The organism is Coraliomargarita algicola, assembly GCF_033878955.1.
In the GTDB taxonomy this organism is placed as follows: Bacteria; Verrucomicrobiota; Verrucomicrobiia; order Opitutales; family Coraliomargaritaceae; genus Thalassobacterium; species Thalassobacterium algicola.
The window spans coordinates 1,295,907-1,322,022 of sequence record NZ_CP138858.1 but is presented as its reverse complement, the minus strand read 5'-3'; the positions used below and the strand labels follow the sequence as shown (position 1 = coordinate 1,322,022).

General features: G+C 52.7%; 18 protein-coding genes. 14 read left to right on the top strand and 4 right to left on the bottom strand.

Translation table 11 applies throughout. From position 1 onward, the window contains the following. The first annotated feature begins 66 nt into the window (after positions 1-66). From SH580_RS05090 to SH580_RS05075, 4 genes are all read left to right on the top strand, one after another. Positions 67-3,630, top strand: coding sequence for a hypothetical protein (locus SH580_RS05090; RefSeq protein ID WP_319833931.1), 3,564 nt, complete (start codon positions 67-69; stop codon positions 3,628-3,630). A 317-nt stretch (positions 3,631-3,947) separates the two neighbouring features. Next, positions 3,948-4,688 (top strand): hypothetical protein, encoded by a 741-nt coding sequence (locus SH580_RS05085; protein ID WP_319833930.1) that lies wholly within the window; start codon positions 3,948-3,950, stop codon positions 4,686-4,688. A 147-nt stretch (positions 4,689-4,835) separates the two neighbouring features. Then, a complete protein-coding gene (locus SH580_RS05080) occupies positions 4,836-5,558 on the top strand; it encodes a hypothetical protein (protein WP_319833929.1) in 723 nt (240 codons plus the stop codon). A gap of 483 nt (positions 5,559-6,041) precedes the next feature. After that, positions 6,042-7,505 (top strand): sulfatase family protein, encoded by a 1,464-nt coding sequence (locus SH580_RS05075; RefSeq protein WP_319833928.1) that lies wholly within the window; start codon positions 6,042-6,044, stop codon positions 7,503-7,505. Between the two features lie 177 nt (positions 7,506-7,682). Here the strand turns inward: SH580_RS05075 and SH580_RS05070 are convergent, their stop codons facing one another. Beyond that, positions 7,683-7,883, bottom strand: coding sequence for a family 1 glycosylhydrolase (locus SH580_RS05070; protein WP_319833927.1), 201 nt, complete (start codon positions 7,881-7,883; stop codon positions 7,683-7,685). A 179-nt stretch (positions 7,884-8,062) separates the two neighbouring features. Beyond that, on the bottom strand, positions 8,063-8,302 hold the full coding sequence (locus tag SH580_RS05065) for a hypothetical protein (RefSeq protein WP_319833926.1): 240 nt from the start codon (positions 8,300-8,302) through the stop codon (positions 8,063-8,065). 98 nt (positions 8,303-8,400) lie between these two features. Here SH580_RS05065 and SH580_RS22130 point away from each other — a divergent pair, with 98 nt between their 5' ends. Beyond that, positions 8,401-8,523, top strand: a complete 123-nt coding sequence (locus SH580_RS22130) for an AraC family transcriptional regulator (protein ID WP_425607172.1) — start codon at positions 8,401-8,403, stop codon at positions 8,521-8,523. A 111-nt stretch (positions 8,524-8,634) separates the two neighbouring features. On the opposite strand, the gene SH580_RS05060 is transcribed toward SH580_RS22130, so the two are convergent. Then, the gene (locus SH580_RS05060) at positions 8,635-9,906 is read right to left on the bottom strand and encodes an alkyl sulfatase dimerization domain-containing protein (protein WP_345786248.1); all 1,272 of its coding nucleotides are present in this window, start codon (positions 9,904-9,906) and stop codon (positions 8,635-8,637) included. Between the two features lie 234 nt (positions 9,907-10,140). After that, complete coding sequence (locus tag SH580_RS05055; protein ID WP_319833924.1) at positions 10,141-11,073, bottom strand: helix-turn-helix domain-containing protein; 933 nt, start codon at positions 11,071-11,073, stop codon at positions 10,141-10,143. A 144-nt stretch (positions 11,074-11,217) separates the two neighbouring features. On the opposite strand from SH580_RS05055, the gene SH580_RS05050 reads away from it, so the two are divergent. From SH580_RS05050 to SH580_RS05010, 9 genes are all read left to right on the top strand, one after another. Further along, positions 11,218-13,209 carry a glycoside hydrolase family 97 protein gene (locus tag SH580_RS05050; RefSeq protein WP_319833923.1) on the top strand — a complete coding sequence of 664 codons (1,992 nt, stop codon included), beginning with the start codon at positions 11,218-11,220 and terminating at the stop codon, positions 13,207-13,209. A gap of 24 nt (positions 13,210-13,233) precedes the next feature. Beyond that, positions 13,234-14,736 (top strand): sulfatase, encoded by a 1,503-nt coding sequence (locus SH580_RS05045; RefSeq protein WP_319833922.1) that lies wholly within the window; start codon positions 13,234-13,236, stop codon positions 14,734-14,736. Between the two features lie 9 nt (positions 14,737-14,745). Then, a complete protein-coding gene (locus SH580_RS05040; RefSeq protein WP_319833921.1) occupies positions 14,746-16,161 on the top strand; it encodes a sulfatase in 1,416 nt (471 codons plus the stop codon). Positions 16,162-16,242: 81 nt separating this feature from the next. Beyond that, on the top strand, positions 16,243-16,833 hold the full coding sequence (locus tag SH580_RS05035) for an RNA polymerase sigma factor (RefSeq protein WP_319833920.1): 591 nt from the start codon (positions 16,243-16,245) through the stop codon (positions 16,831-16,833). Further along, positions 16,830-18,896 (top strand): serine/threonine-protein kinase, encoded by a 2,067-nt coding sequence (locus tag SH580_RS05030; protein ID WP_319833919.1) that lies wholly within the window; start codon positions 16,830-16,832, stop codon positions 18,894-18,896. The genes SH580_RS05035 and SH580_RS05030 overlap by 4 nt, the downstream gene beginning before the upstream one ends. 387 nt (positions 18,897-19,283) lie before the next feature. Then, positions 19,284-20,042: a PEP-CTERM sorting domain-containing protein gene (locus SH580_RS05025; RefSeq protein ID WP_319833918.1), complete on the top strand. Its 759-nt coding sequence runs from the start codon at positions 19,284-19,286 to the stop codon at positions 20,040-20,042. A 271-nt stretch (positions 20,043-20,313) separates the two neighbouring features. Continuing rightward, on the top strand, positions 20,314-21,762 hold the full coding sequence (locus tag SH580_RS05020) for an alpha-L-fucosidase (RefSeq protein ID WP_319833917.1): 1,449 nt from the start codon (positions 20,314-20,316) through the stop codon (positions 21,760-21,762). A gap of 16 nt (positions 21,763-21,778) precedes the next feature. After that, positions 21,779-23,266 carry a sulfatase family protein gene (locus tag SH580_RS05015; protein ID WP_319833916.1) on the top strand — a complete coding sequence of 496 codons (1,488 nt, stop codon included), beginning with the start codon at positions 21,779-21,781 and terminating at the stop codon, positions 23,264-23,266. Between the two features lie 47 nt (positions 23,267-23,313). Beyond that, entirely contained in the window at positions 23,314-26,091 is a 2,778-nt protein-coding gene (locus SH580_RS05010; protein ID WP_319833915.1) for a right-handed parallel beta-helix repeat-containing protein, read from the top strand. Positions 26,092-26,116: the final 25 nt, after the last annotated feature.

Genomic DNA, 26,116 nt, shown 5'->3' with positions numbered 1-26,116 from the left:
AGCGGGGGCTTTGCCCTCGTTCTCGCATTGGGCTTGATGGGTTTTGTTGTTCTCTTGCTTTTATCGATGGCGACACTGATTCGTGTCGAATCCAAAGCGACTCAATTGGTGAGTGAACGTAATCGGGCTCAGCAGAATGCCCTTTTGGGGCTACATATGGCTCTAGGGAAGTTGCAGGCCAGTCTCGGTGCCGATCAGCGGGTGACTGCGCGTGCTGATCTGGACAGCGTGCCGGAAGCCAGTAGAATGTTGACTGGTGTTTGGTCGACGGATCCTGCGGATTTCGGTGATGTCGATCCTCGCGTCAATCCGGCTGCGATCAAAAGTGGAGCTGCGGTTCAATGGCTGGTCAGTGAGGCGGGGGCGGATGCGTCTGACTTTCCGTCTAATTTTTCGCTTTCATCCTCCGATGCTGTGGTACTTTACTCCGGGCATTCGGCATCGGATTCAGATGGGGCAGTTGTCCTCAATTCCCGTCCGATAGATGCCAACAATTACGGGCTTGGGCACTACGCATGGTATGTCGCCGACGAGGGGATGAAAGCCTCCGTTCGCAGTCAGCGTTCTACTGGCACGACGTATCATAATCTACAGGTGTTGAACCCCACCGGGGCGGGGCTTGAAGTGCTTGCGGCTCCGGATGTCGGTTCCCCATTGCTGGATTCTTTGACTGAGTCGCAAATCGAAGCAGCCAAGGTAATTCGGGCGCAACTCGCTAGCGATGATTCTTTGAGTGTTCTGCTCAGCAGCAGCTATGGTCATGCGGATAATGGTGCATTTGCCCGACGCTATTTTCACGATCTGACTCTTTCGAGTCTGGGAGTGATGAGTGATGTGCGTGCCGGTGGTTTGAAGCGCGATCTGACGGCGGCGTTCAGTGATGATGCTGAATTTCAGAAACTCTTGGATGAATGGGGTGTTGGGCCATATGACGATCAGATGTTTCCTCCGTTCACGCATTCGTCGCAGCAAGCATCATTGTTGCATGGCGACCCCGGTGGTCCGCTCTGGGCGCAGATGCGTTCTTTTTTTCAAGACGCGACGACTTCCGGAGAGCTTAGCAGCAGCAAGAATGTTAGCCCACATACGTCCTATGTTTCCGGGGTGCGGCCGGTGGTGGCTCAGTGGCAAATGCATTATCACCTTTATCTCAAGGATGATTTGACCCCCCGCTACTGTGTGATGCCGGTTGTGGTGTTATGGAATCCTACCGATGTTACGCTGGCTGCCGGGCGCTACGTGGTGAGTGGCTATGATCGTTTTGCCGACCCTGCGACGGAGGCATTTGAGGATTTTCGATATGATCGATCTCCCGGAGTCTGGGTGGATTACGACAGCGACCCCGATCCAAACGTAAGCACTGTGGAGAATATTGCGTTTTTTACGGAAGGCCAAATCAAGAGTGGAACGATTTCGGGGGCGGGGGCCCCGAATACGACTGTTGGCTTTGATCATCCGATGCGTCCATTGAGTTTCCTACTTGAGGGCGCGGATGGCGAGGGCATCTCCCTTGAGCCGGGGCAGGCGATCGTTTTCTCACCCGTGGCGGTAGATGCTCTGGTGTTTCCCAACTCGTGGTCGGATCCTGTGCGCAATGTCATGCGGCCCGGATTTCGTTACGGAGCCTATTTTTATCAGGATTTTCCGATTGCCATTAACAATACAGATCCAGTCGGTGGTAGTGGAGATCCCGTCGACCCCTCCCGCATTTTAGGTGTCGGGCTGCTTCAAACGGTGAGCGGTGCGGCACAGTTCGTTTTGGGGCAGGGGGAGACGCTGGAGGCAGCCTTGGCTGCGCCTCTTTGGGCTGGCGGCGGTTCTAAGTTGGCACATGGTCACTATAAAGTGCGTGATCAGTCACCCGGATATGCCGATGAGTCGCATTTTGGTTCCGCGTCCGGAGTTGGATTTTGGGGGAATCCAGGTGCCGGTTCGGTCGCCTTGAGCGTGCATGATGTGAGAAACCTGGCGAACTTAACCCGTGCGGGGGACGCTCCGTTCGCGCCTGGTGGCGACGGCACCATGCGCGGCTTTCCAACGCATGGCCATGGTTTGTATCTCAAATCTTTGGAGAATTATGCGAGCACTGCGTATGCGGCCAAGCGCCGAGTGGTGACTGACTTTTCACCGTTGGCTCAACGCGTGAGCCTGCCACGCTATATGGATACCAATGGTGATTGGAATGCATATCTGATTAGCGAGGGAGCCTATTTGGAGCTGCAAGAGCCCCCTGACGCGACGATCAATGGTAATACGCTTTCCGATCCCCTGTATAGTTCGGATCTATACGATGAGGGAGTGCCGGAGTTTCCGGTCGGATTTTCCAATGGATTCTCCACATCCAGTGGGCGCTGGGTGCTTCAATCAGTGTCCAAACCTCGCGACGCATTTGTGGGCTTGGGCGTTTTTCGAGATGCATTTTTGAGCCAGCCGATCGACTATGATCGAGACGGTCGGGATGACTTGGCGGCGGATTTGATCGAAAGAAGTCTAAATTTTGCAGAAGGCACTAGCCCCACACATGTGATTGGAAGTTCCTATGCGCCTCCGGCGATGGGGCTCGATCAACTGGCAACTTCAATTAATGCGAGCGGGGATACCTTGGCTTACTATGATATGTCGTATTTGCTGAATGATGTGCTATGGGATGCCTTTTTTATGTCGAATTATACCAGCGACGGCAGTTCATTGCTCAGCCAAGACCGCTTACAGTTGGATTCAGAGTTGGATGCTTTTGCTTACGAATCCTCGGCCACGAATTTGTTGGTCGAAGGGGTGTTTAACGTCAATTCCACCTCCGTTGCTGCATGGCAGGCTTTCTTGGCCAGTGGCTTGTCCGAGTCTGTGATCCGCTCTGATGGGAGTGAAGATAGCATGCACCCTCAAACTGCTTTCTTAGCATCAGCACGCCCGTTGGGGCCTCAAAGGGGCGGTGCTACGAATAATTATTCGGAGCAGGAGGGCGTCTTTGACGGTTTTCTGGGATTGAGCGAGGCAGAATTGGAAGCTCTGGCTGTCGCCATGGTTGATCAAGTTAAGAAGCGTGGCCCCTTCGTTTCGATGAGCCATTTTGTGAATCGTGTGCCGGACCATATCGATTATCGATCCGCAAAGGAAGATGCTTCACTTGAAATCGAAACTTCCAGCGTGCTCAAGACCGAGCGCGCGACCGGAGCCTTGCAAGCGGCCGTCGACCTTTCCGGTATTCAAGGAGACTTTGATGCTGCTGGTAGCCGAGGTTTTGATGATTATAGCGTGACTTTGGCGGATTATGATGGCTCACATTCCAGCGTGGAAATACCAGGTAAGGAGTCGCTGCTCGGACACGCTGCGGCGGGCAATGCCGGCTATCTGACGCAAGGTCTCATTTTGGCTAAGTTGGGCCACCGCATGGCCGTCCGCTCCGATACTTTTAAAATTCGATCCTACGGGGACAGTGGCAGCGCAGTCGATGGCAGCATTGGAGCTCGCGCTTATTTGGAGGCGACTGTGCAGCGTTTGCCCTCTTATATACGGCCCGAACAAAATGAAGCCGAAGAGCGCACTGCTACCTTGACGGCGGATAATGCGCGCTTCGGACGCCGATTTGTCATCACCTCACTTCGTTGGTTGAGCGAGGATGAAATATAGCGATCTGGCCCCCGTTCTGTAAATTTATCTTCACCATGGATTTACCTGAAATTTAACCCGCTACTTCTTTCCTGAGATCTACGTGGAATCAAAGCTTATCAATATTATGGTTACGTAAACTTTATTTCCGTGTGTGATGGCTTGCGTTCATGACTCCCAAATACGATGATGCTGCCTACTCCACTTAAACCCCACAAACCATGCGATCATCAAAAAAAAATATGTTTTTTTTATTTTTTTCGTCAGATTTCGATCAGTTTAGGAGTTAATTAGTTGAGCATATTTGTTTTAACCTAAAAAACCCAAAACCAGTCCATATGAATAAAATACTACCGCTTCTATCCGTTGCACCTTTTGTGCTTTTATCATGGTCGCACGCTGCTACGATTACTTGGGGCAGCGCCACGACTGTTTCCGGAGATTCCGATGTCTCGACCGACGGCACGCTCGTTGTCGCAGCAAGCTTTAATCAGGCTATTTCTTCAATCGACGTCAACGGCGTGACATTTACCGGGGGAGGGACGCTTGCGAATCTTCGCAATTCCAGTACTTACGGGACGGCATTGAATTATAGTTCCGGTAATAGTCATAATACGGCATTTGGAAGTACATCTACACCTTTTGGTAACCTCTCCGGGAATTATCAAGACTTGCTGGAGTCTGGCCTGTGGGAGACTGGCACGGATCCGGAGGTGGATTTACAGACTAAGACGTTTACTTTCGGTGGGACGGGCAATGAATTGGAAGATGGTCAGGAATACCAGATTCAAATTTGGGCGCAGGATGCGCGCAATGGCAAGGATGGGGGGGCGCTCACTATTGCTGGTATAGGCGGTGTTACCCTGGATTACACTAACAGCAACTCGGCAGGGGGGCTTGGTCAATATGTGATTGGTACCTTTACGGCCGATGCGGACACTCAATCATTTGATTTTGTTTTTGATACGACCTGGCACGTCAATGCGATGCAGTTGCGCGCCGTCCCTGAGCCATCTGCTTACGCGGCAATTGCCGGAGTGCTGGCGCTGGCTTGCGTAGTGACGCGCCGTCGTGCTTAAGTCGATTGGTTATAGCTTTTTAGTTTTTTCAAAAGCCCCGGTTCTTCCGGGGCTTTTTTTTGCGTTTTATCGTCAGATTTTGCTCAGCTTGGGAGTTAATTAGTTGAGAACACTCGTCTTTATCTAACACAAAATAATCCCAGTCTAATGAATAAGAAAATACTCCCGTTTCTAAGTCTAGCACCCGTCCTACTTGCTTCTTGGTCTCATGCCGCCGAGATCACTTGGGGGAGCGCCACGAATATTACCGGAGATTCCGATGTGTCGACCGATGGCTCGCTAGTCGTAGCTGCTAGCTTTAATACGGGTTTTGCTTCAATTGTCGTCAACGACGTGACGTTTGCCGGCGGAGGTAATAATGCGAATATGAGGGATTCCGATACTTACGGTGCGGCATTGAGCTATGATGTCACTAAGAATGCTGATGCGGCTTATGCTGAGGACGTTTCGCCCTTTAATGCCCTGTCGCCCAATTATCAAAATTTGTTGGGGTCTGGCCTGTGGGACGATTCGGGGAGCACCGCAGAGGCGTTTACTATTGGTGGGCTGAGTATCAATCAAGAATATCAAATTCAAATTTGGGCGCAAGATGCGCGTAGTGGCAAAGAGGGAAACGCGCTGACTATCGCGGGTGCGGAGGGTGTTTCTATGCTCTATACTGACCGCGATACGGCTGGGGGGCTTGGTCAATATGTGATTGGCACCTTTACGGCCGATGCCGCCACTCAATCATTTACTTTTGACGTAGATTCGAATTGGCACGTCAACGCGGTGCAAGTGCGCTCGATTCCTGAGCCTCAGACTTTCAGTTTGCTGGCAGCATCGTGTGCACTGCTTTTCGTGATGTGCAATCGTAGGAAGCACTCGTAGGTGATACCTGGATGGTAAGGCAGTCGACATCGGTGTGGTTCGTGGTGTGCTGCCCAAGTTTGTTTTTGCGAGTGTAGCGGATCGGCGAAGTCGTTTAGACTGACGGGTGTAGCACTGCCGCAACTCGAAATCGCTTCAGTCTTCGCTAAAGCTACGCCCGGACACGTTGCGAGTCCGCTACACTTAAACGAATAATCATCCGTTCATATCTCAGCAAACTTCTGAAGATTGCTCTAGTGATGGATGAAAATCGCAGTTCTTTTTTGAAGAAATAGCGTAAGATATAGTCTTGGGTTGGAGTTAATATGTATGGAAATACCATTGAATATGCCCCGCTACTTTTCACTACTGATCCCAGCCTTGCAATTCGGCACAGGCCATGGCCTGTGCCGAATTGCTGGAACCATCATTCGCTAAAATGGAGCGTCCATTGGGCGAATTCGCGACGGTCAATCAATGAAAATTAATTTGGAAGCAATGATCATGAAAAATACACTATGTGACTGGATGAAGCCATGGCGCTCACGAGGGCTCGCAGCTATGCTGTGCTGCATGGCAGTTTCCTTACATGCGAAAACGAGCCCGAATATCGTCTACATTCTGGCGGATGATATGGGCTATGGAGATGTGAGTGCGCTCAATCCCGATTCGAAAATTCAGACTCCGAATATTGATCGTTTGGCTGCGGAGGGCATGCATTTCACCGATGCGCATAGTGGATCCGCTGTCTGTACGCCGACCCGGTATGGCATTCTAACAGGGCGCTACTCTTGGCGCACGCGACTGAAGTCTGGGGTCTTGTATGGTTATGACCCACACCTTATCGAAAATGACCGTGTGACCGTGGCCTCCTATTTGAGGTCGAACGGCTACCGCACGGCCTGCATCGGTAAGTGGCACATCGGGATGGATTTCCCCAGCACAGATGGAAAACCAGCTTCAGCGAAGAATACAGATTGGAATGGAGTGATCGAGAATGGTCCTGTTGATAATGGCTTTGATCATTTCTTCGGTATATCCGCTTCCCTCAATATGGACCCTTACATCTATATTGAAGATGATCGCTTTGTGGGAGAATGCACCACAACTAAGAATTTCGATACCCGAGGACGAAAGAGTAAGGCAGGGATTGCGCACGAGGACTTTGAAGCGGTGGATGCGCTGCCAATGATCGTCGATAAATCAGTCGAGTACATTCACCAGCAGACGAAGGATCAGCCGTTTTTTCTATATTTACCGCTGACTTCGCCGCACCAACCAATCGTTCCTTCCGAAGCGTTTCAGGGGCAGAGCGATTTAAGTCCGTATGCAGACTTTTGTCTACAAACGGACGCCGCCGTCGGTGCCATTTTTGAGGCTTTGGAAGCAAGCGGTTTATCGGATGATACCATTGTCATTTTTACCTCGGATAATGGTTCGCTGCTTCCTGTGAACTATAAACCGCATCAGGTCAAAGGGCACCAATCCAGTTATATCTATCGTGGGAAAAAAGGAGACATTCATGAAGGAGGCCACCGGGTGCCTTATTTGTTGCGTTGGCCTGGCGTCGTGGCGGCCGGTAGCCAATCTGACGAGACCACCTGTCTGACCGATCTGCTCGCCACTTGCGCGGCGATTATAGGTCAACCGTTGCCAGTCGGAGCCGGTGAAGATAGTGTCAATGTTTTACCCGCCATGCTGGGGCAGACCACGAATCAGGCTCTGCGTGAGTCTACGGTGCATCATTCATTTGATGGTCTCTTTGCCATCCGACAAGGAAAGTGGAAGTTGATTTTAGGCGCAGGGGCCGGGAGTATGGGGCCGCCCAAGCCCGGCATCGAGAAGCTACCCAAAATTCAATTATACGATCTTGAGCAGGACATTTCTGAATCGAACAATGTTTATGATCAATACCCTGAAGTCGTGGAACGTTTGACTCAGTTGTTGGAAGAAATTCAAAGGGGATAATTCTTCGGAACAAAAGTTTGGACTCAGTTAGGCTTGGGTACTGGAGAGTATTTTTATGCAATTTTCTTGGATTAGCGAGAAGGATGCGTGTCACGCCGTCTCGCGGCTCACGGAGACGTTCGCCCTCCTGTTGCTTTCAAGCTCTGAACTCAACTTACGCCTGAATCCGGTTCGAGCCTAAGAAACGGACGCTTGCAGAGCGTTCTGCTGGTAATTGGATTTTAGATCATCTGCCGGGCTTGGATAGAGTGCATTTTGACTGATGACTTTAAAATACCAATAGGCACTTAATTTCGGAGTTCGTTTCAGTGTCTGGTAGTCCATGTGGGTAATGCCAAAACGGATACCGTAGCCTTCGCCCCATTCGAAGTTGTCCATGAAGGATCAGAGGAAATAGCCTTGCACATCGACGCCGCCCTGGAACGCGGCTGCCATCTATCAATATGCGCATCGCATCGGTATGCGTATCCCGGAGGATCTGGGTGTGGTGGACTGTGATTCCTTCAAGCCTGCTTTGACTACTTTTTTCAGATTCTATTGTGGTCGAGTGCCTTCTTTCATGTTTGAAGGCTTGTCAGATCAATTGACTGCGCGGGCATGGCCCAGGGGGTGGCGTTTTCTGAAAAGAGCTTTCCTGCATCGTAGGCGTCGACGATGGCTTGATTCATCTCGGGAAAGTAGTTGGGCACGTCGATGTGTTGATTGAAGGAGCCGCGTGACAGCGCAGGTGCTTCGATGCCCGTTTCCTTGGTATGGATCGCCTGTAGCAGCGCGTTTCGGCCTGCGGCTCGTTCCACATGGCACAGATGACGGCGGCGAGCCAGGAGATGTCAGGGGGGGATGCCGCAAACGCTCGAGCATCTCTTGTTCGTATTTGTTTTCGTTTTGATAGAGCATCGCCGCGCATGTTGGCTACGAGGATGTGCGTTACTTTTACCGAGTGTTTACTACGGCGACCGGCGTGCCACCCGGTCAGTGGCGCAGTCAGCACATGGCGCCCAAAGGATTGAATGCCTGAAGCAATTATTCATTCGAGACGGAACTGCCCTCTTGCTGGAGCAAGCACAGGTTTGTTGTAGTCCTTTGGTCGCTCGGATTTTAGGGCGTCTTGCTCATTTTATCTCATCGCTTAGAACCATATTGTGCTGAGTTTGCCGGATTCAAGTTCGTTGGCGTAGCTTAGGTAGTAGTTACGATTCGGCGCGTTGTATTCTCTGGCGGCGAGGGCGCGGAGGGCTTGGATCTTGACTTGGCGAGCCTGTGAGCGGTCGGCGTCTGGGAGCCATTTAACATGATCGGCGAGCTCGAGGGCCCATTGGTAGTCTTCGGCTTCCAAGGCTGCGTTCATTTGTTTGATGAGCGCTTCGGTGCCGCCTGCGAGTTGAGCGATCTTCTCTGCTTGGACCTTGGGCTCTAGTGGATTCAAAGTGGTGGGATTGCCGTCGAACCATCCCAAGAGTCCGACATAGATGGCGCGGACCGCATGTGGCACGGTGCCGTAGAATTCGATTAGGTAAGGCTTGTCCTGCAAGTGGTCGGGCAGGTGGACTTCGTGGGCGATCAGCTCGGGGCTCTTGCCGGCATTGATTCCATCGACGGTTTGATCGTAGATGCTACGGATTGCTTCGCTGTAGTGGCTGAGCGCGGTCGTGGCGATGGCCTTGTCGAGGATGGGCATGGTGTGTCCCGGCACAACGTAGTCTGGCTCGAAGGCGGCCATTTTGGCGACGCTTTCGGACCATTTGAGCACGTCGCGGTAGGCGGTGCCACGGATGGCATACAAGTTGGGAAAGGAGCTGTAGAAATTATCGCCGGTGAACAGCACCTTCTCTTTGGGGAGCCAGATGAACATGGCGTCGTCGGTCTCGCCGGGGGCGAAGTAGAACTCCAGCTCGATGCCTGCAATGGTCGCCTGGTAGCCATCCTGTTCGATACGGATGGTGGGTGGCAAAAAGCCTTGCATGCGATCGTGGTCGGTGGTGTTGGCCGGAGCGACGCCGCGGTTGGTCACTTCCTCCCCGGTGAGATCCCGACCGAATTGGCGAATGTTTCGCTTCATCTTCACGGGGTCGACGACTTGATTGACCCCTTCAGCCGAACCGAAGCTTTCGGTGGCATAGATGGCTGGCATGGTGTCGCCGACGAAGCCGTTGGCCCCGCCGATGTGGTCGCTGTGACTGTGCGTGTAGAGAATGGCTTTGACCGGCTTGTCGCTGTATTTGCGAAAGGCTTGCATGGCTTCCGCCGCGCTGGTGGGTGACATCAGGGTGTCGACGATGATCACGCCGTCGTTGCCGACGATCATGGAGGTATTGGCCCCGTGATAGCCGACTGCGGTGTAGACGTTGTCGGCGACTTGTATGATCTGCTTCTCGAACTGAGCGTCCTGCGTGTGGAGCATGTGCAAGGCGTGTTCCGGCTCGACTTGTGTGTCCGCGTAGATCGCTCCGGCGCTGAGGCAGGTCGCGGCGAGTAGTGCGTGGGTGAGTTTTACAGTCTTCATGATGGTTTCCTGGTTTGGCTTGGTGTGGGTCGTTGTGAGCCCATACCTTAACCCAAAAGGGGAAACTTGTGAAGAGACTCGACGTGGATAGTCTGGTATTTTTCGCGGGTGACTCTTGGGAATTCGACTAATTTAGTCGGAAACGTGGTATTTTTCGAGAAATTGTTGACGAAATGCCTGAGGGCTGAGGCCGGTTTCGCGCTTGAAGAATCTGGCAAAGTAGGAGGCATCCTCGAAGTTCAGGCGATAGCCGATCTCCGCAATGGTGGCATCTTCATGGGCGAGCCTGCGTTTGGCTTCAAGGGCCAGTCTTTGGCGGATGATGTGACCAGGGGCCTGTCCGGTGACGGCTTTGACTGTGTCGCGCAAATGGCTGCTACTGACTCCGAGCCGCTTGGCGTAGTCCTTGACCGAATGCTCGGTCCGATAATGTTGGGCGACCAGTTGCTCGAACTGCTTCACGATGGAGGAGTGGTGCGAGTTGTCGGAATCCGTGTGGATGGCCGCATGCAAACGGCCGAGTTTGGTCAGCAGGATATGAAAATATGCCCGCAGGGCCGTCAGGCTTTGGGCATGCTCATCATAGAACTCCTCCTCCATTCCTTTGAGTAACGCGGTGATGTCTCGGGCGGACGTGTCATCGAGATTTAAATAGGGCGCTTGGGCGACCTTGTGAAAGAAGCCGGAGTCATGGCTGCGGACCACATCGGAGAGTGGGAAGGATAGAAAGTCTTCTGGAAAGAGTAGGGCGTAGCCTCTCAGCGGGCGCGTCAGCTCCCAGAAGTGGACCTGATCTTTCGATAGGAAATAAAAAGTGTTGGCTTGAACCGGATAGCTTTCGAAGTCGATGAAGTGCTGGCCTTGGCCCTCCTCGATGTAAAGCAATTCGTAATAATCATGGCGGTGCGCATACTCCGCCTGCGAATCGGAATCCGTCTGTTCGAAACGAAGCAGCAGAAAGGGGAATTGCGGACCGAGCGACTGAAACGGCTTTCCAAAAGCCTGCCGGATACTTTCAGATGTTTGAGAGTAGATGTGAGCGGGTATGTCTTTGCCGGTTTTCATCTTGGGCGGGATATTCGTGTAGGAATGTCTCTGAAAGTCTGCTTTGTGTCGGTGGAGGCGCGATCAAATGTTTCGCGTAGGCGTTGGTTCGTATATTTATCACTTATACAAGTGATAGACGCAAACGGTTCAGTTAACTATATTATGAAAGCATATATCCCTATGAATTATAATCGTTTTATCCAAATCTTAAGCGCTGCTTTTCTTTGCCCTCTCCTTGCTGCGACTGCGGCGTCTATTTCTTCGCCGGATGAGAGTATCCAGCTAAGGACGCACTCGGCCGATGGGCAAGTGGCTTATTCGGTCGCTTTCAAGGGGCAGCCGGTCATTGCTAAATCGCGCTTAGGTGTGGAGCTGGCGGGAGGCGCCTTTTCCGGAAGCCTGGAGCTGACCGATACTGAAACCCGCACGCACGATAGCACTTGGCAGCCGGTCTGGGGGCAATTCAATGAGTATCGCGACCATTACAATGAGTTGACGCTGCACCTGCGCGAAGTCGACGCGCCGAAGCGCACGATGCAGGTGATCTTGCGTGCCTATGACGACGGGATCGCTTTTCGCTATGTGTTTCCGGAACAGTTGGGGCTGAGCAATGTAAACTGGCAACGGGAACTGTCCGAGGTCTCTGTGCTGGCTCAAGCGCCAGTCGCTTGGTATGCCAAAACCTCGACTACGCTCTTTAATGCGGTGCCTTTCGGGAAGCTGGGTAAGTTTTGCCGCACGCCGTTCACCGCGCGACTGGCTGAGGACGTTTATATCTCGCTACATGAGGCAGCAGTCGTGAATTCTTCCGACGCTAACCTTTCGATTGCCAAGGATGATCGTACACTGCGCTACAACGGTTCGATGCGTGACGCTGCTGCGTCGGTCAGCCCCTGGCGCACGGTATTGATTGCTGCAAAGCCCGGGGACTTGGTGGTGTCTTCGATGATTTTAAATTTAAATGAGCCAAACAAACTGGCGGATACCAGTTGGATAAAAACCGGTGTGAGTCTCTGGGATTGGCGCAATCATGGCGGCGTGGCGGACGATGGTTTCGTGTATGGAATCAACACCGAGAGCTACATCCGCTACATTGATTTTGCCCATGAAAACGGTTTGCCCTTCCTGATCATCGATGCGGAATGGTATGGCCCCGAGCGCGACCCAAAGTCGGACCCCGCTACCTATGAACACGAAGTCGATATGCCGAAAGTTGCCAGTTATGCCAAAGAGAAGGGCGTGGGTATTTGGCTCTATATTAATGACAAAGCGCTCAAGAATTTCGATATGGACCGCACCTTTGCTCAATACCAGCAGTGGGGGATTGTTGGGATCAAGCACGGCTTCCTCGGTGGTGGCAATCAGACCAAAAATGCCTTCAGCGTAAAGGTGCTGGAGAAGTGTGCGGAATACGAAATCATGTATAATCTGCACGAGCCGAACAAGCCCACCGGCCTGACGCGCACTTACCCGCATTACATGTCCAACGAGTATGTCAACAGCATGCTGGATGCGGCCAATCGTGTGCCGGCGACGCCTTCCGAGCTTTCTGTTTTTCCCGTGGTGCACAATCTTGGCGGCCCAGTGGACCGCAGTTGTGGACTCTTCGATATGGATCAGTCCATTGCACGCGACAAGGTGCATAAGCAGATCCCCAGCACCGTGGTGTCGCAAGTGGCTCAGTGTCTGATCTTCTACAGCGGTATTTTGACGCTGCCCGATATGCCGGACGCCTATAATCGCAAGATGGACCTCTTTGAGTTTATCAAGCAACTCCCGATGACTTGGGACGAGACCCAGGTGCTTGAAATGGAGATCGGAAAGCACCTGACCATGGCCCGTCGCTCCGGTGATACTTGGATGGTGGCTGCGGTGGCGGATGAGTCCGGCCGTGAGATGGACTTGAGCCTCGATTTCCTCAGCCCGGGAGTGAGCTACGATATTACTTTGTATGAAGACACGGCTGAGAGCCATTACGCTTTTCCCGGAGGCTGGAATCAAGCGGATGCCAGAAAGAAGAAGATCGCTTTTGACCCCGTTGAGACCAAGCGCGAGCTGTATCAAATTCGTAAGATGACGGTGAAGCAGGGCGACACCATTGCTGCTCACATCGCACCCGGCGGTGGCCACTGCATGTGGATTCGCCCCCAATAATCACTGCCACTCTTTGCTTCGACCATGAACCCCATTCGAAACGCGCTCTCGCTTCTTGCGAGCCTGCTAGTTGCTGCTTCAGCCTTTGCTGCCAAGCAGCCGAACATTATCTTCATTTTAGCCGATGACCTCGGCTGGCAGGATGTGGGCTTTATGGGGAGTCAGTATATGGAGACCCCGAGCTTGGACACATTGGCGGCGGACAGTCTGGTGCTGGAAAATGCATTTATGTATCCGACCTGCTCGCCCTCACGGGCGGCGATTTTAACCGGGCAGCAGTCCTTTCGCACGGATTGTTACACGGTGCCGGTTTTGGAGAAGGGCAATAGTCGTGATAATATCTTTTCCAAATGGACGGTGGGGGAAGAACACCCGGTATTTTCTCAGCCACTACGCGAGGCCGGTTATAAACTGATTCATCTTGGTAAGTGGCACATCGTCGGTCCGAACCCGGAAGGCGAAACCGGCTATCCTTTTGATAAGAAGTTAGGCCAGCCGGGGAACGGTGACTTGAGCTGGTTGGCGAAACACCAGACCCCCGAAATTCAGAAATATTATCCCATTGGCCGCGGCTTCCACGAGAATGTCGGCGGCACTTGGTGGGGCGATCCGGCCCGGGGCTATGCTAAAGGCTACAACGCGCCCGGCGGTGGCTATGTGGCACCGTTTAAGAATCCATTTATTGCAGACAAAGCAGACGATGCCTGGCTGACCGACCGCCTGACCGACGACGCGATTGACTTTATGCAGCGTCATCAAGACGAGCCATTCTTTGTGAATCTGCACTTCTATGCCCCGCACCGCCCTTCGGTGCCACGCAGCGAAGCGCTCATGGCTCACTTTATGGAAAAAGCCGGCGATCCCGACACGGGGCAGGGGATGGGACCAAAGAAAAAGAAACGCGAAGTGGCCGCCTATGCAACCATGATTAAGTCGATCGACGACAATGTGCAACGCATCCTGGACTATCTCGATCAGGCCGGGCTGCGGGAAAACACGGTGATTGTTTTTACCTCCGACAACGGCTTCAACGGCATGCAAAGCAGCAACCAGAATTTACGTGGGGCCAAGGGCAATATTTACGACGGCGGCTTACGGGTGCCCGCGCTGGTGAATTGGCCCGGAGTCGTTCAGGCCCGGCGTGATGCGACGCCGGTGCAAGGCCTCGACCTGTTTCCCACCTTCATCGAGTTGGCCGGGGTCGATGATTACACTGGCACCTTGGATGGGGACAGCTGGCTGCCTTTGATGCGCGGGCAAGCGCTCGCGGAACGTCCGCTCTTTTGGCACATCGCCAGCACTTATAAAGATCCCCCGTGTTCGATCATTCGCAAGGGCAAGTGGAAGCTGATCCAGTATCTCAAGGATGGCCGCATCGAGTTGTATGACACCGAGGCGGACCTCAAAGAGAGCCGGGACTTGGCCAAGAGTCATCCCGAGAAAGCACAGCAACTACTCGGTGAACTGGTGGCCTGGAGAATACAAAACGATGTGCCGCTACCGCCCAGCTCGGTGCTCGAAAATTAGAATAAAAAGATGATCCCTCGTTCCTTTCAAACTCGCATTCTTTCAATTTTGCTGCTGCTCGGCAGTGCGCTTTCTGCGCAGGCGACCGCGCCCAATGTCTTGATCTTTTTTATTGATGACCTCGGCTGGACCGACATCGGGGTGAATGGATCGAGCTTTCATGAGACGCCGCATATTGACGCCTTGGCGGCGGAGGGCGTGAATTTTAAACGATCCTATGCCGCCAATCCGGTGTGTTCGCCGACGCGGGCAGCATTGATGACGGGCAAGGCCCCGCAGCGAGTCGGGATTACTCAGTGGATTAGCGGGGATAGCCCGAGTTTGGACCTGTCGGAGTTCACCATTGGAGAAGCCTTTCAAGAAGCAGGCTACCGCACCGGCTATATTGGGAAGTGGCACTTGGGGAAGACAGATGCGGTGCAGCCGAAGTATCAGGGATTTGCATACACTGCGGCAGTGAATCGAGCCGGGCAGCCCGCCTCGTTTTTCTATCCATTCGGAAAAGGGCGGCGTCCCTCAAATGTGCCGGACCTGAAGGGCTACAAGCCGGGAGACTACTTGACCGATGCACTGACTGACAAAGCAATCGAGTTTATCGATCAAAGCAGCACAGCCGTCGGCGCGGGGTCGCAGGACCAGCCGTTCTTCTTATGCCTGTCGCATTATGCCGTGCACACGCCCATACAAGCGCCGGAGCCTCTCGTCAAAAAATATGAAGCTAAGCAGCGCGTGATGCTGGGCGAGGGGGCGCCTCAGATGATAGAGGAGAAATACAATACGCTTGCTAGAGGGCAGCAGGGGGATCCGGCTTATGCTGCCATGATGGAGAATTTGGACTGGAATATTGGCCGTGTGATCGAGCATTTGGAGGCCAAAGGGCTTCTGGAAAATACGATCATTCTCTTTACTTCGGACAATGGCGGGCTTGCGCATCGTAAGCGTATGGTGAGCCCGACCAGTAACGCGCCCCTGCGTTCTGGCAAGGCCTGGACTTATGAGGGAGGCATTCGTATTCCGACAATTATCAGCTGGCAGGGCCACATTCAGCCTGCCACCAGTGAAGCCAAAATCATCACTATGGATATGTATCCGACCCTGTTGGAATTGGCCGGACTACCGCTCCAGCCCGAGCAACATTTGGATGGGCAGTCTTTGCTGCCGCTCTTGCATGGGGAGCTGGGCGAGGCGACAGAAGATCGAGCACTCATGTGGACTTATCCGCATGTGCATGGCAGCGGGCATCAGCCTTCCGACGCAATCCTGAGCGGGGACTGGAAGCTGATCCGCTTTCAGAGCGACGAGCCCACGGAGCTCTACAATCTCGCGAATGATCTAGGCGAGCAGACGAATTTGGCCAAACAGTATCCCGAGAAAGTGAAGGCGCTGGAGAAAGCCTTGGATCGATGGCTGGAGACCACGAGGTAACGGGGGAAGCGTCTTGCCTATTGAGTGGTCGAGAGGCATGTTTGATAGTTGTGGCTTGTTTTCTGAACCTCGCATTGATTCATGTCCGATTATCCTAAGACCAGCTATACCCTCATTCATCGTGCGTGTGATACGAGCGATGACGCGGCATGGGAGCGGTTGTTTGCGAATTATGAGCGTTTTATACGTTATATCCTACGTGAAATCGGCGTTTCTGACAATGACTTGCCGGATGTCACGCAGCAGGTTCTTATTGGCTTGACCCGAAGTTTGAAAAGCTACGACCGGGCGAAGTCCAGTTTTCGTCACTGGTTGAGCACTGTGATTCGTAACACCGCAGTTTCTTATTTTCGTAAGCAGCAGTCACGACCGACCAGCGATTGCACGCTGGAGGATGATTCGCTCAAAGAACTAGAGCAGCCTGCCGAGGTGGGGCAGTGGATCGAGCGTGAATGGACGACCTATCTGGCGAATCAGGCAATGGCTCGTGTGCGTAAGGTATTTAAAGGTCAGGCGATTCAGGCTTTCGAAATGGGGCTGGATGGCTTTACTGCGGCAGAGATTTCCGAGGCGACAGGATTGACTGTGTCTTCGGTCTATACGCTGCGTAAACGTGTGAAACAACGTTTGCTCTTAGAAGTTCGATCGCTGACGGAGGAATTGGAGCCGTGAGTTCGGAAGATAAAAAGCGCAAGCCAGCTTCGGGCGGGGAGACGGATTTTTCGGACAACTATGTTCCGGATCAGCGCTTGAGTGCCATTTTCAGTGAGGCGCACGATTTAGAGCTGCACGGACTGGAGGGCTTGTGTCCGGCCTATTCGGAATTAGCCGCAGTCGAGGTTCGTTACCGCGATGAGTCACTGATTGGAGAGGGCTCCGTTAAAGAAGTCTATCGTATTTATGATGAACATCTACGTCGTTGGGTGGCCATGGCGCGCCTACGTCCCGATCGCGGACCGGACTTTTATGATTTGTTCATCCGCGAGGCTCGGTTAGTCGCGACGCTCACGCATCCTAATATTATTAAGGTGCAAAATATGGGCGTTTGGGATGACGGGCGGCCGTTCTTCACTATGGACTTGAAGGGCAAGACGACGTTTGCGGATACGATTCAGGGCACGGGGAGCAGTCATTTACATACGCAGCTACAGATTTTGGGGAAGGTCTGCGATGCTATCGCCTATGCGCATTCCCGAGGCGTTTTACATCTGGATTTAAAGCCCGATAATATTCAGGTCGATGATTTCGGTGAAGTGTTGGTATGTGACTGGGGGCTGGGGAAACTCCTGGAAGAGGCGGAATTTGAGGAGGATGGAGCTGAACCACCGGTTCACATTTGGGGCGACATGACGTTGACCGGGCAGATCAAAGGGAGCCCCGGCTACATGGCACCGGAGCAGGTGGTTGCTGGCTTGCCTAAAGACCATCGCACGGATGTATATGCCTTGGGCTGCTTGCTGCATTGTATGCTCACAGGGCAGCCGCCCTTTATCGGGGAGCGCGAAATCGTTCTAGCTAAAACCGTCGAAACTCAAGTGCCCTCGCTTCGCTTGGAGTTTCCTGAGCGCAGCATTCCAGCAGGCTTGGAAGCCGTTGTGTTGAAGGCGACTGCGAAGGACCCTGCTCAGCGCTATCAGTCGGTCAGTGAATTGCAGCAGGACATTCAGAACTACCTGGCTGGTTTTGCCACTCTTGCCGAACAGCCTGGTTTTTTCCGTGAAGCTCGATTGTTTGTCGCTCGTAACCGAGTGCCTGTCGCTATTGTTGTGGTCGCATTGTTAGTGATCGGGGTGACGAGTGTGCTTTTTGTTCAAGGTATTGCGCGGCATAAGTTGGCCATTGCGGCGGAACGAGGGCGTGCTGAGCAGCTTTCTTCTGAAGTGGAAACGCTCGACTCGGAGTATGGCTCTTTCGTGGAGCAAGCTCAGCTAGCGAAGCAGGAACTGGCCAAACAGCTTGCGCTTTCGGCGCGTGAATTGAGAAACTTAGCCATCTTTGACCGTCCCGTCGCCACAGTACGCCGAACTCGATTCATGGTGAATACTGCGCTTCAGCAGGATCCTGACTGTATTGAAGCGCATGCCCAACATTATGCCACAGATTGTGTTGAGCTGAATTATACCGCGGCGTTAAAGCGTCGTAACGAGGTGCGCACGGTCGCCCCCTATGGTAAATATATACTCTTTGCCCAAGCATTTCCGGACTTTAACTTTTCAGATAAAAAACGTCCCTCCATCTCACAATTGGTAGACTTTTTTGAACAGGCTAGACAGATCGATAATCGCTTGGGTGCATATTTTGAGCGGGTATTGGCTTATGATGTGGTCACTCGAAAGAGACGGGAAGGGTATGAGGCTGTCGTTGAAGCGTATTTGCAATATCGATACGGTGGACCAGATCATTTGACGCTCTCGCTGGATACCGAATCTTCGTCGCTCTCGCTTTGGTCCGATCAGCTACTGCGGCTCAATGGTCAGTATGGGGGCGGTCTCTTGCGCTTTTTAACCTTTAGTTCTTTGACGCTGGATTTTGACGGGCGGTTTCCATTGTCTGATTTAAATGGTCTATTGATCGAGTCACTGGATCTGAGCCAGTGCCAAGAGGCGGTTCTAAATAAGGCAGTCTCTTTACCGGCACTGAAGACTATTGTCTGTCGCCCCGAGCAGTTTCCCGAAACTCAGTTGCGTCGACTGATCCAAGCCAACGAGGCATTCAAAGTGGTCTATCAAAAGTAGGGGAGGCGGTAATTACTGGCAGGAACGTGGCGTGTACCCAAAGGGCATCTTATCCGCTCGCCGGATGCCGGTGCGGGGTCTTACGCGCGCGTCCATTCGCTGATGGAGGCCTCGGACTTGTGCTGCCAATCGTGCTGGGGGGCAGCGCGCCGCCTCCATTACTGAGGCCAGGGGCAAGCGCCGACGCCACGTCTGCTCAGAGATGTGGCCATGCCGCTGTAAACTCTAGCTTTTTTTTCTTTTTTTGAAAAAAAAGCGATCCGCTGTCCCAACCCGCTGCTTTCGTGCGAATAAGTGAATGGAAATGAATAGAGCGTGATGAATGCGATGTTCGAACGATCCTATGCAATATCCAACTAACCCATAATTACAATACATACACATAATATGAAAAGAACACTACTGACTCTAAGCGCAGGCATGCTGCTGGCAGGTGCTGCACAGGCGGCGACCATTTCGTTTGCTGACCTGGATAATTCAAGTGGGACTGGCGCCAACAACTTAAACGTTGGCGGATCTAAGGCCGACTTGACTGTGGTGAGATCGCTCACAGGTGGCGATTACCTAATAAATATCAGCTACACTGGTGCGGATTATGACGGGGATTTCTCCAACGACACGCTGTCTTATACCGTCCGGGTATCGGGCATGTCTGGAAACACCGTCAGCTCATCACTAATTTCATATGGGACTGGCACCAGTGGCGAAGTCGCACTTGACGGTAGCGATGCCGATGTGGGTGAAGCTGTTAGTGGAACTTGGGATCTGTTCGGTGTAGGAAACAATATGGCTAGCGGTGAAACGTTAATCTTCACTGTCGAAAATATTTCAGTCGATGTCGCTGGTTATACTGGGACCTTTGATGGTTTCAGTGATTTTACGGCGCAGTCGTCCGGCGCTAGTGAAGCTTTGAGTGTCGTGGGAACTGGCACAGGATTGGTTGAGAACTATACCGGTACTTCCACTAACTACGCTGGTCTTTCTGAAACCACACTCATCGTTTCTTCTGCCAACCCTGGGTCAAATAGCTGGGGCGTCCGGTATCTGGATTACAGCTTCACTGTGATTCCCGAGCCTAGCAGCTATGCCCTGCTCGCTGGCATGCTTGGCTTGAGCTATGTTATGCTTCGTCGTCGAGAAGCTTAATTCGTCGCTGTTTGTTTTTTCTCAAGCCTCCAAGTCGCTACGAGACTTGGAGGCTTTTTAGCGAATATTTCTTCTTAGAGTCGAATTTTAGTTTGTTTACGTGATATCGGGTTCTGAGCCCCTTGTGTTATTATTAATATAGAAACTTATCGCGGCTCGGATTCGAGTGTTTTCAGCCGAACGAACGGTTAAAAATCCCCTCTCTGTTCTTCAGCCCAATTCGCGCTGACTACCCAATCCTCCCATCCATTTATAATCATTATTTATTGATATGAAAAAAGGAACCTCACTATTATTACTCGCGTTTCTAGCGCTCTCAACTATCTCCTCGCCTGCAGACCAAACTGACGATTCTCACATGGAGTGGTGGCGCGAAGCGCGCTACGGTATGTTTATCCACTGGGGGCTGTATTCCATCGCCGGTGGTGAATGGAAGGGCAAGGATTACGGCAAAGAACAGGGCGGTGCCAGTGCGGAATGGCTGATGAATAGCGCGAAAATTCCGGGCAAGGAATACCGTGAGACCTTGGCGCCGCAATTCAACCCGACCGATTTCGATGCGAAAGAGTGGGTCTCTCTGGCCAAGGAAGCGGGCATGAAATACATGGTCATCACTTCCAAGCACCATGATGGTTTCTGTCTGTTCGATACCGATGCGACGGATTACAACGTGATGGATGCCACGCCGTTTAAGCGCGACATCATTAAGGAACTTTCCGAGGAGTGCGCGAAGCAGGGCATCAAATTTGGGGTCTATTATTCCCAGTTCAAAGACTGGTATCATCGCTCACGGGGCAAGGGAAATCCCGGGACGCTGACCAACGATGAGTATCTCGCTCTGGTTGAAAAGAATTTGGACGAACTGCTCTCGAACTACGGCGACATGGCCGTGTTGTGGTTCGACGTTGGTGGCAACAATGTCGTCGAAGCCGATGCACAAGGCGCGCGGGTGCGTGAGCTTCAGCCGGACTCTGTCATCTGCAGTCGCCTCTACAGTCGCAAGGTGCCAGTGGACCAACAAAAATACGCTGACTTCAATTCGCTGCCAGATCGTTTGCTTCCCGCCGAGCGCATGACGGTTGATTCCGAAACTTGCATGACTATGCGTCACAACTGGGGCTACGATCGCACCGACGACGCCTGGAAAAGTGAGAAGGACATTGTCGAGTTCCTCGCACTCTGTGCCGCCCGTGGAGTGAATTTGCTCTTAAACGTGGGGCCGGATCCCAAGGGTAACATTCTCCCGGAAGAAACCGAGCGCTTGTTGGCTGCGGGCAAGTGGATGGAAGTGAACGGTGAATCGATCTACGGCACCACTGCGTCACCCGTCGACTACGACTTCTGGTGGGGCGCGATGACGCAGAAGGGGCAGACGCTCTACCTGCACGTTTTGGAGTGGAAGCCGGAAGGCATTGAGTTCAACGGTATCGTGGGCAAGCCCGCGAAGGCTTACTTCCTCGCAGATGCGGAGCGCAAAGCGCTTCCAGTGACTTACGATGCCAATGGGCACCTGACAAAAATTGAAGTGCCGGCTGAAGCGCCAGATTTCAGAAACACGGTCATTGCCGTGGAATATGAGGCCCCGATTGTTGCGGACGCAGATTCGGAAGGGAAGTATCATTGGTATACCACACGCAGTAAGCGTCATACGGAGATCAAAAACAATGCCCACGCTGGAAAAACTAAATTACTGCAAGCGGTCAAAGGCGCACGCCACTAATCCATAGAAAGATACTATGAAATGCCTACTCCTAGCCTTTTCCATGTTGGCGACTGTGGCGGCCCATGCTGCAGACAAGCCCAATATCATTTACATCCTGGCCGATGATCTCGGCTATGGCGATGTGCAGGCCTTGAATCCCGAGCATGGCAAAATTCCTACGCCGGGGATGGATCGCCTCGCAGCAGAGGGCATGGTGTTTACCGATGCGCATACCAGTTCGTCGGTCTGCACGCCCACGCGCTACGGCGTGATGACGGGGCGCTACAACTGGCGCTCCCGTTTACAAAGTGGGGTATTGTTTGGATTCGATCAGCCGCTTATTGCACCGGATCGTTTAACGGTGCCTGCTCTGCTGAAAGCACAAGGCTACAAGACGGCCATGATTGGTAAATGGCACCTGGGCCTAGGGATTCGCAAGCCGGACGGCACGCCCACGAGAGGCAAGGCCGCTCCGGTGGATGGGGTCGATTGGAGCGCTCGCATTGAGGGGGGACCATTCGATCTTGGCTTTGATTCTTGGTATGGCATCGCTGCTTCGCTCGATATGCCACCTTACATCTGGATTGAAAACGACCGTTTCGTCGGTGAGTGCACCACGGTCAAAGCCTTCCACCGTAAAGGACCGGCACATGCCGATTTCGAGGCTGTGGACGTGCTGGATACGATTGGCAATAAGTCCGCCGAGTTCATCGCTGAGCAAAGTAAGGATCAGCCCTTCTTCGTGTATATCCCGCTCACCTCACCGCATGCACCGATCATTCCCTCCAAAAAGTGGCAGGGAAAGAGTGAGCTCGGGAGCTATGGCGATTTTGTGATACAGACCGACGCGATTGTTGCGCAAATCACCAACGCTGTCGATGCGGCAGGGCTGGCTGAGAACACCATCATTATTGTGACCAGCGATAACGGCTGTTCCAAGGTGGCCGACATCGATGCCTTAAAAGCACAGGGCCACTATCCAAACGCAAACTTCCGTGGTTCAAAATCCGACATTTGGGACGGCGGGCATCGTGTGCCCTTCATCGTGCGCTGGCCCGCAGCTGTGGAAGCTGGCTCGACCAGCGACGAGATCATTTGCCTGACCGACCTGATGGCGACCGCTGCCGATTTGACTGGTGCCCAATTGCCCGACAATGCAGGCGAGGACAGTGTCAGCTTCGCGCCCGCACTGAAAGGGGAGCCAATCGTCTCTGAGCGTAAAGGGATCGTGCATCACTCTGTGAGTGGTCAGTTCGCCTATCGTTCGGGCAAGTGGAAGATCCTCTTAACTCAAGCATCCGGTGGATGGACCAAGGAACAAATGGCCGTCAATGCGCCCGCGCAGCTTTACGATATGGAGGCCGACCCAGAGGAGCAGAACAATCTCTATCACAGTCAGCCGGAGCTGTTCGAGCGCTTGGTCGCTCAGTTGCAGTCCGATGTGCAGCGCGGTCGTAGCACAGCGGGGCCGAAGCAGGCAAACGATGTTGATAAGATCAATCTTCGAAGAGGAGTGAAATGATCCGGCATCGCTGCTCTGTTCGTAGTGTATGTCTCGCTATAGCGATTGTGGTCACCAGCCTAGCGCAGGCGGGTAACCAAGCAGTCTACTATGTCGATCCTGACTTAGGCTCAGATCTCGGTGCGGGGACCCTCGGTTCTCCTTTTCAAACGATAGAACAGGCACGAGACACGGTTCGCTCGATTAACAGCAACATGACGGGGGACATCGTCGTTTATTTACGCGGCGGTGTGTATTCGTTGCGTGACACCCTGATGCTGGATGAGCGGGATTCGGGGACGAACGGGTATCGAGTGGTCTATAGGAATTACCCGCAAGAAGAACCCATCATCACCGGCGGTCAACCGATCAGTGGATGGACGGATGTCGGTGGCGGGATCTATGCGGCAAGTGCCGATTCCATGGCTTTTAATCAGTTGTCGGTGAACAGCCAGCCGGCACAGCGCGCGCGGCATCCGAATGACGGTTCGCCTTACAAGATCCTTAGTAATTACGACGCGAATCAGCAGATCCGGATTAATGCGAGTGAGATCGAAGACTGGAGCCATCTCAACCGAGTGCAAATGGTGATCGCCAGCTCTTTTACCTCATGCCGTTTGAGGATTGAGAGCTTCGAAATCGTCAATGATAAAGCTGTGGTCACTCCTATGTATCCCGAGCGTGCCGCTTATTGGGGCTGGCTGGAGGGGCCGTTGGATGGCACGCCTTCCTATTATTTTGAAAACCATATCGAATTTTTGGATACACCGGGGGAGTGGTTTCTGGACCTGGATACGGACACCGTTTACTACATGCCGATGGCCGATCAGGACATGGCGACTGCGCATGTGTATGCGCCCCAATTGGAACAACTGCTGCATGTCGAAGACGCTGAAAATATCACCTTCTTTGGTCTGACCTTTGAACATGCCGCGTGGTTGGAGCCGATGAGCCAAGGCATGGTGCAACGCCAAGGCAGTATGCAAGTGCTGGCCACCTACGATGACGAGACTGAGCAGTGGTCGACGAAGCAGTTTAATGTCGTGCCGGTCGCGACGTATTTTAAGCGGATCAATAATGTCCGTATCGAACGCTGTGCATTCACCAAGATGGGAGCTGCCGCAATGGGCTTTGATACGGGCACATCCAACAATACGGTGGTCGGCAATGTGTTTTCAGAAATTGCTGAATCCGCGATCATTTATGATATGGACAACTATCGTTGGGCCACTGGCGATGACCTTTCTACACAGGATACTTTCGACTCCAACTATTTCTTCCGTATCGGCACTCTCTACTTTGGGGGGACCGGACTGTTTGCCTTTTGGCCGGATCAGATCACGATCACTCATAACGAGTTTTCACACATCAATGGACTCGGCATGAATATCGGCTGGGGAGCCACCTATGACACCGTAGCCACCAAGCAAGCTGTGGTGACGCACAATCGAATGCATGACAACTCGCTTCTCGCGCGTGACAGTGGTGCTATACATACGAAGAGCGATCAGAGCGGTGCGCTGTATAGTCAAAATTGGATTTATAACATCACTCCACGGAGTTGGTGGGATACGGGGCCGGAGCGCTATAGTCATGGCATCTATCTTGATGATAATTCGGAAAATACGACGGTCAGTTCAAATGTGTTTATGAACATCCATGCCACGAATGAGAGCGGTACTGTCGTGGACGGGGATATTAAAGTGAAAGGATACAACCACACTTTGATTGATAATACTTCTCAGGATCAAAGCATCAAAGATGAGTCAGGCATTCGCGCCGAATACATTGATATCAAAAAGTTTTGGCGCGGCGGTGCCATCGGTCGCGACCTAGAGCCCGCTGAGGCATATACGGGCGCAGTCCCCGATCTAGGAGTCTTGTTTGATGACACATTCGACTCACTCGACGTGGGCGAGCAAGCTGTTGGTTATACTTACAGCGTCAGTGCTGCGTCATCGATTGGGGTGGTCGCCGTTCCAGGAAACGGGAGTTACAGTGTGCGGCTCAGAGACAGTGATTCTAGTAATAGTTTGGGTGCCTCGATGAGTCGATCCATTGAGGCACAGGCTGGGGTGGTCGCTTGCAGCTTTCGTATGAAGGCGGGGCAAACGAGTAATAGCATGTTCTTTAAACTGACTGATGCCGCGGGGCATAAAGCCTGCTATGTCGGATTTTCAGGCAACGGCAAGCTGCGGTATTTTTACCAGAACGGCAGCTTCACCGACATTGCTAGTTATACCAGCGGCACATGGTATACATTCCGCATCGAAGCCGATGTCAGAAAACAAGCTTTCAGTGTGTGGATCGATGATGAGTTGGTTCTGGGCGAGAGCCTGTTTTTTGAGCCGACCGATCCTCTCACGACCTTGGAATTTGCGAACACATTTAAAACCGGATTCTTCGACCTCGATTATCTTAGCGTCGAAAGTGACAGTGTCGCATCGAGTCTTGTGACTGCTCATGGCACGCCATATGCATGGTTGGATCAACAATACGATACGACTGACTGGATTGCGTCGGATTACGAAACGCAGGATCTCAGCGATGACGATCATGATGGAGCGATGGCGTGGGAGGAATATCAAGCCAGCACCAATCCTCGCGACAGCAACAGTGCGCTGAAAGTGCTCGCATGCGCCGCAACAGGAAATCGCTTCTCGTTCTCTTGGAAAACTCAGCGCGATCGGAATTATTCCATCCAATCTTCGGCAAACTTGCTGCCTGAGAGTTGGACCGAGGTGGCGAATCCTGCATTCGTCGACATGCCTGGCAGTGGGGGACTTGAGCAGTTTTCTGCGGATACAGAGGGTGGTTCGCTGTTTTATCGCATTTTCGTCGAGTGAGCGGGAGCAAGTGCAATCTTTCGCC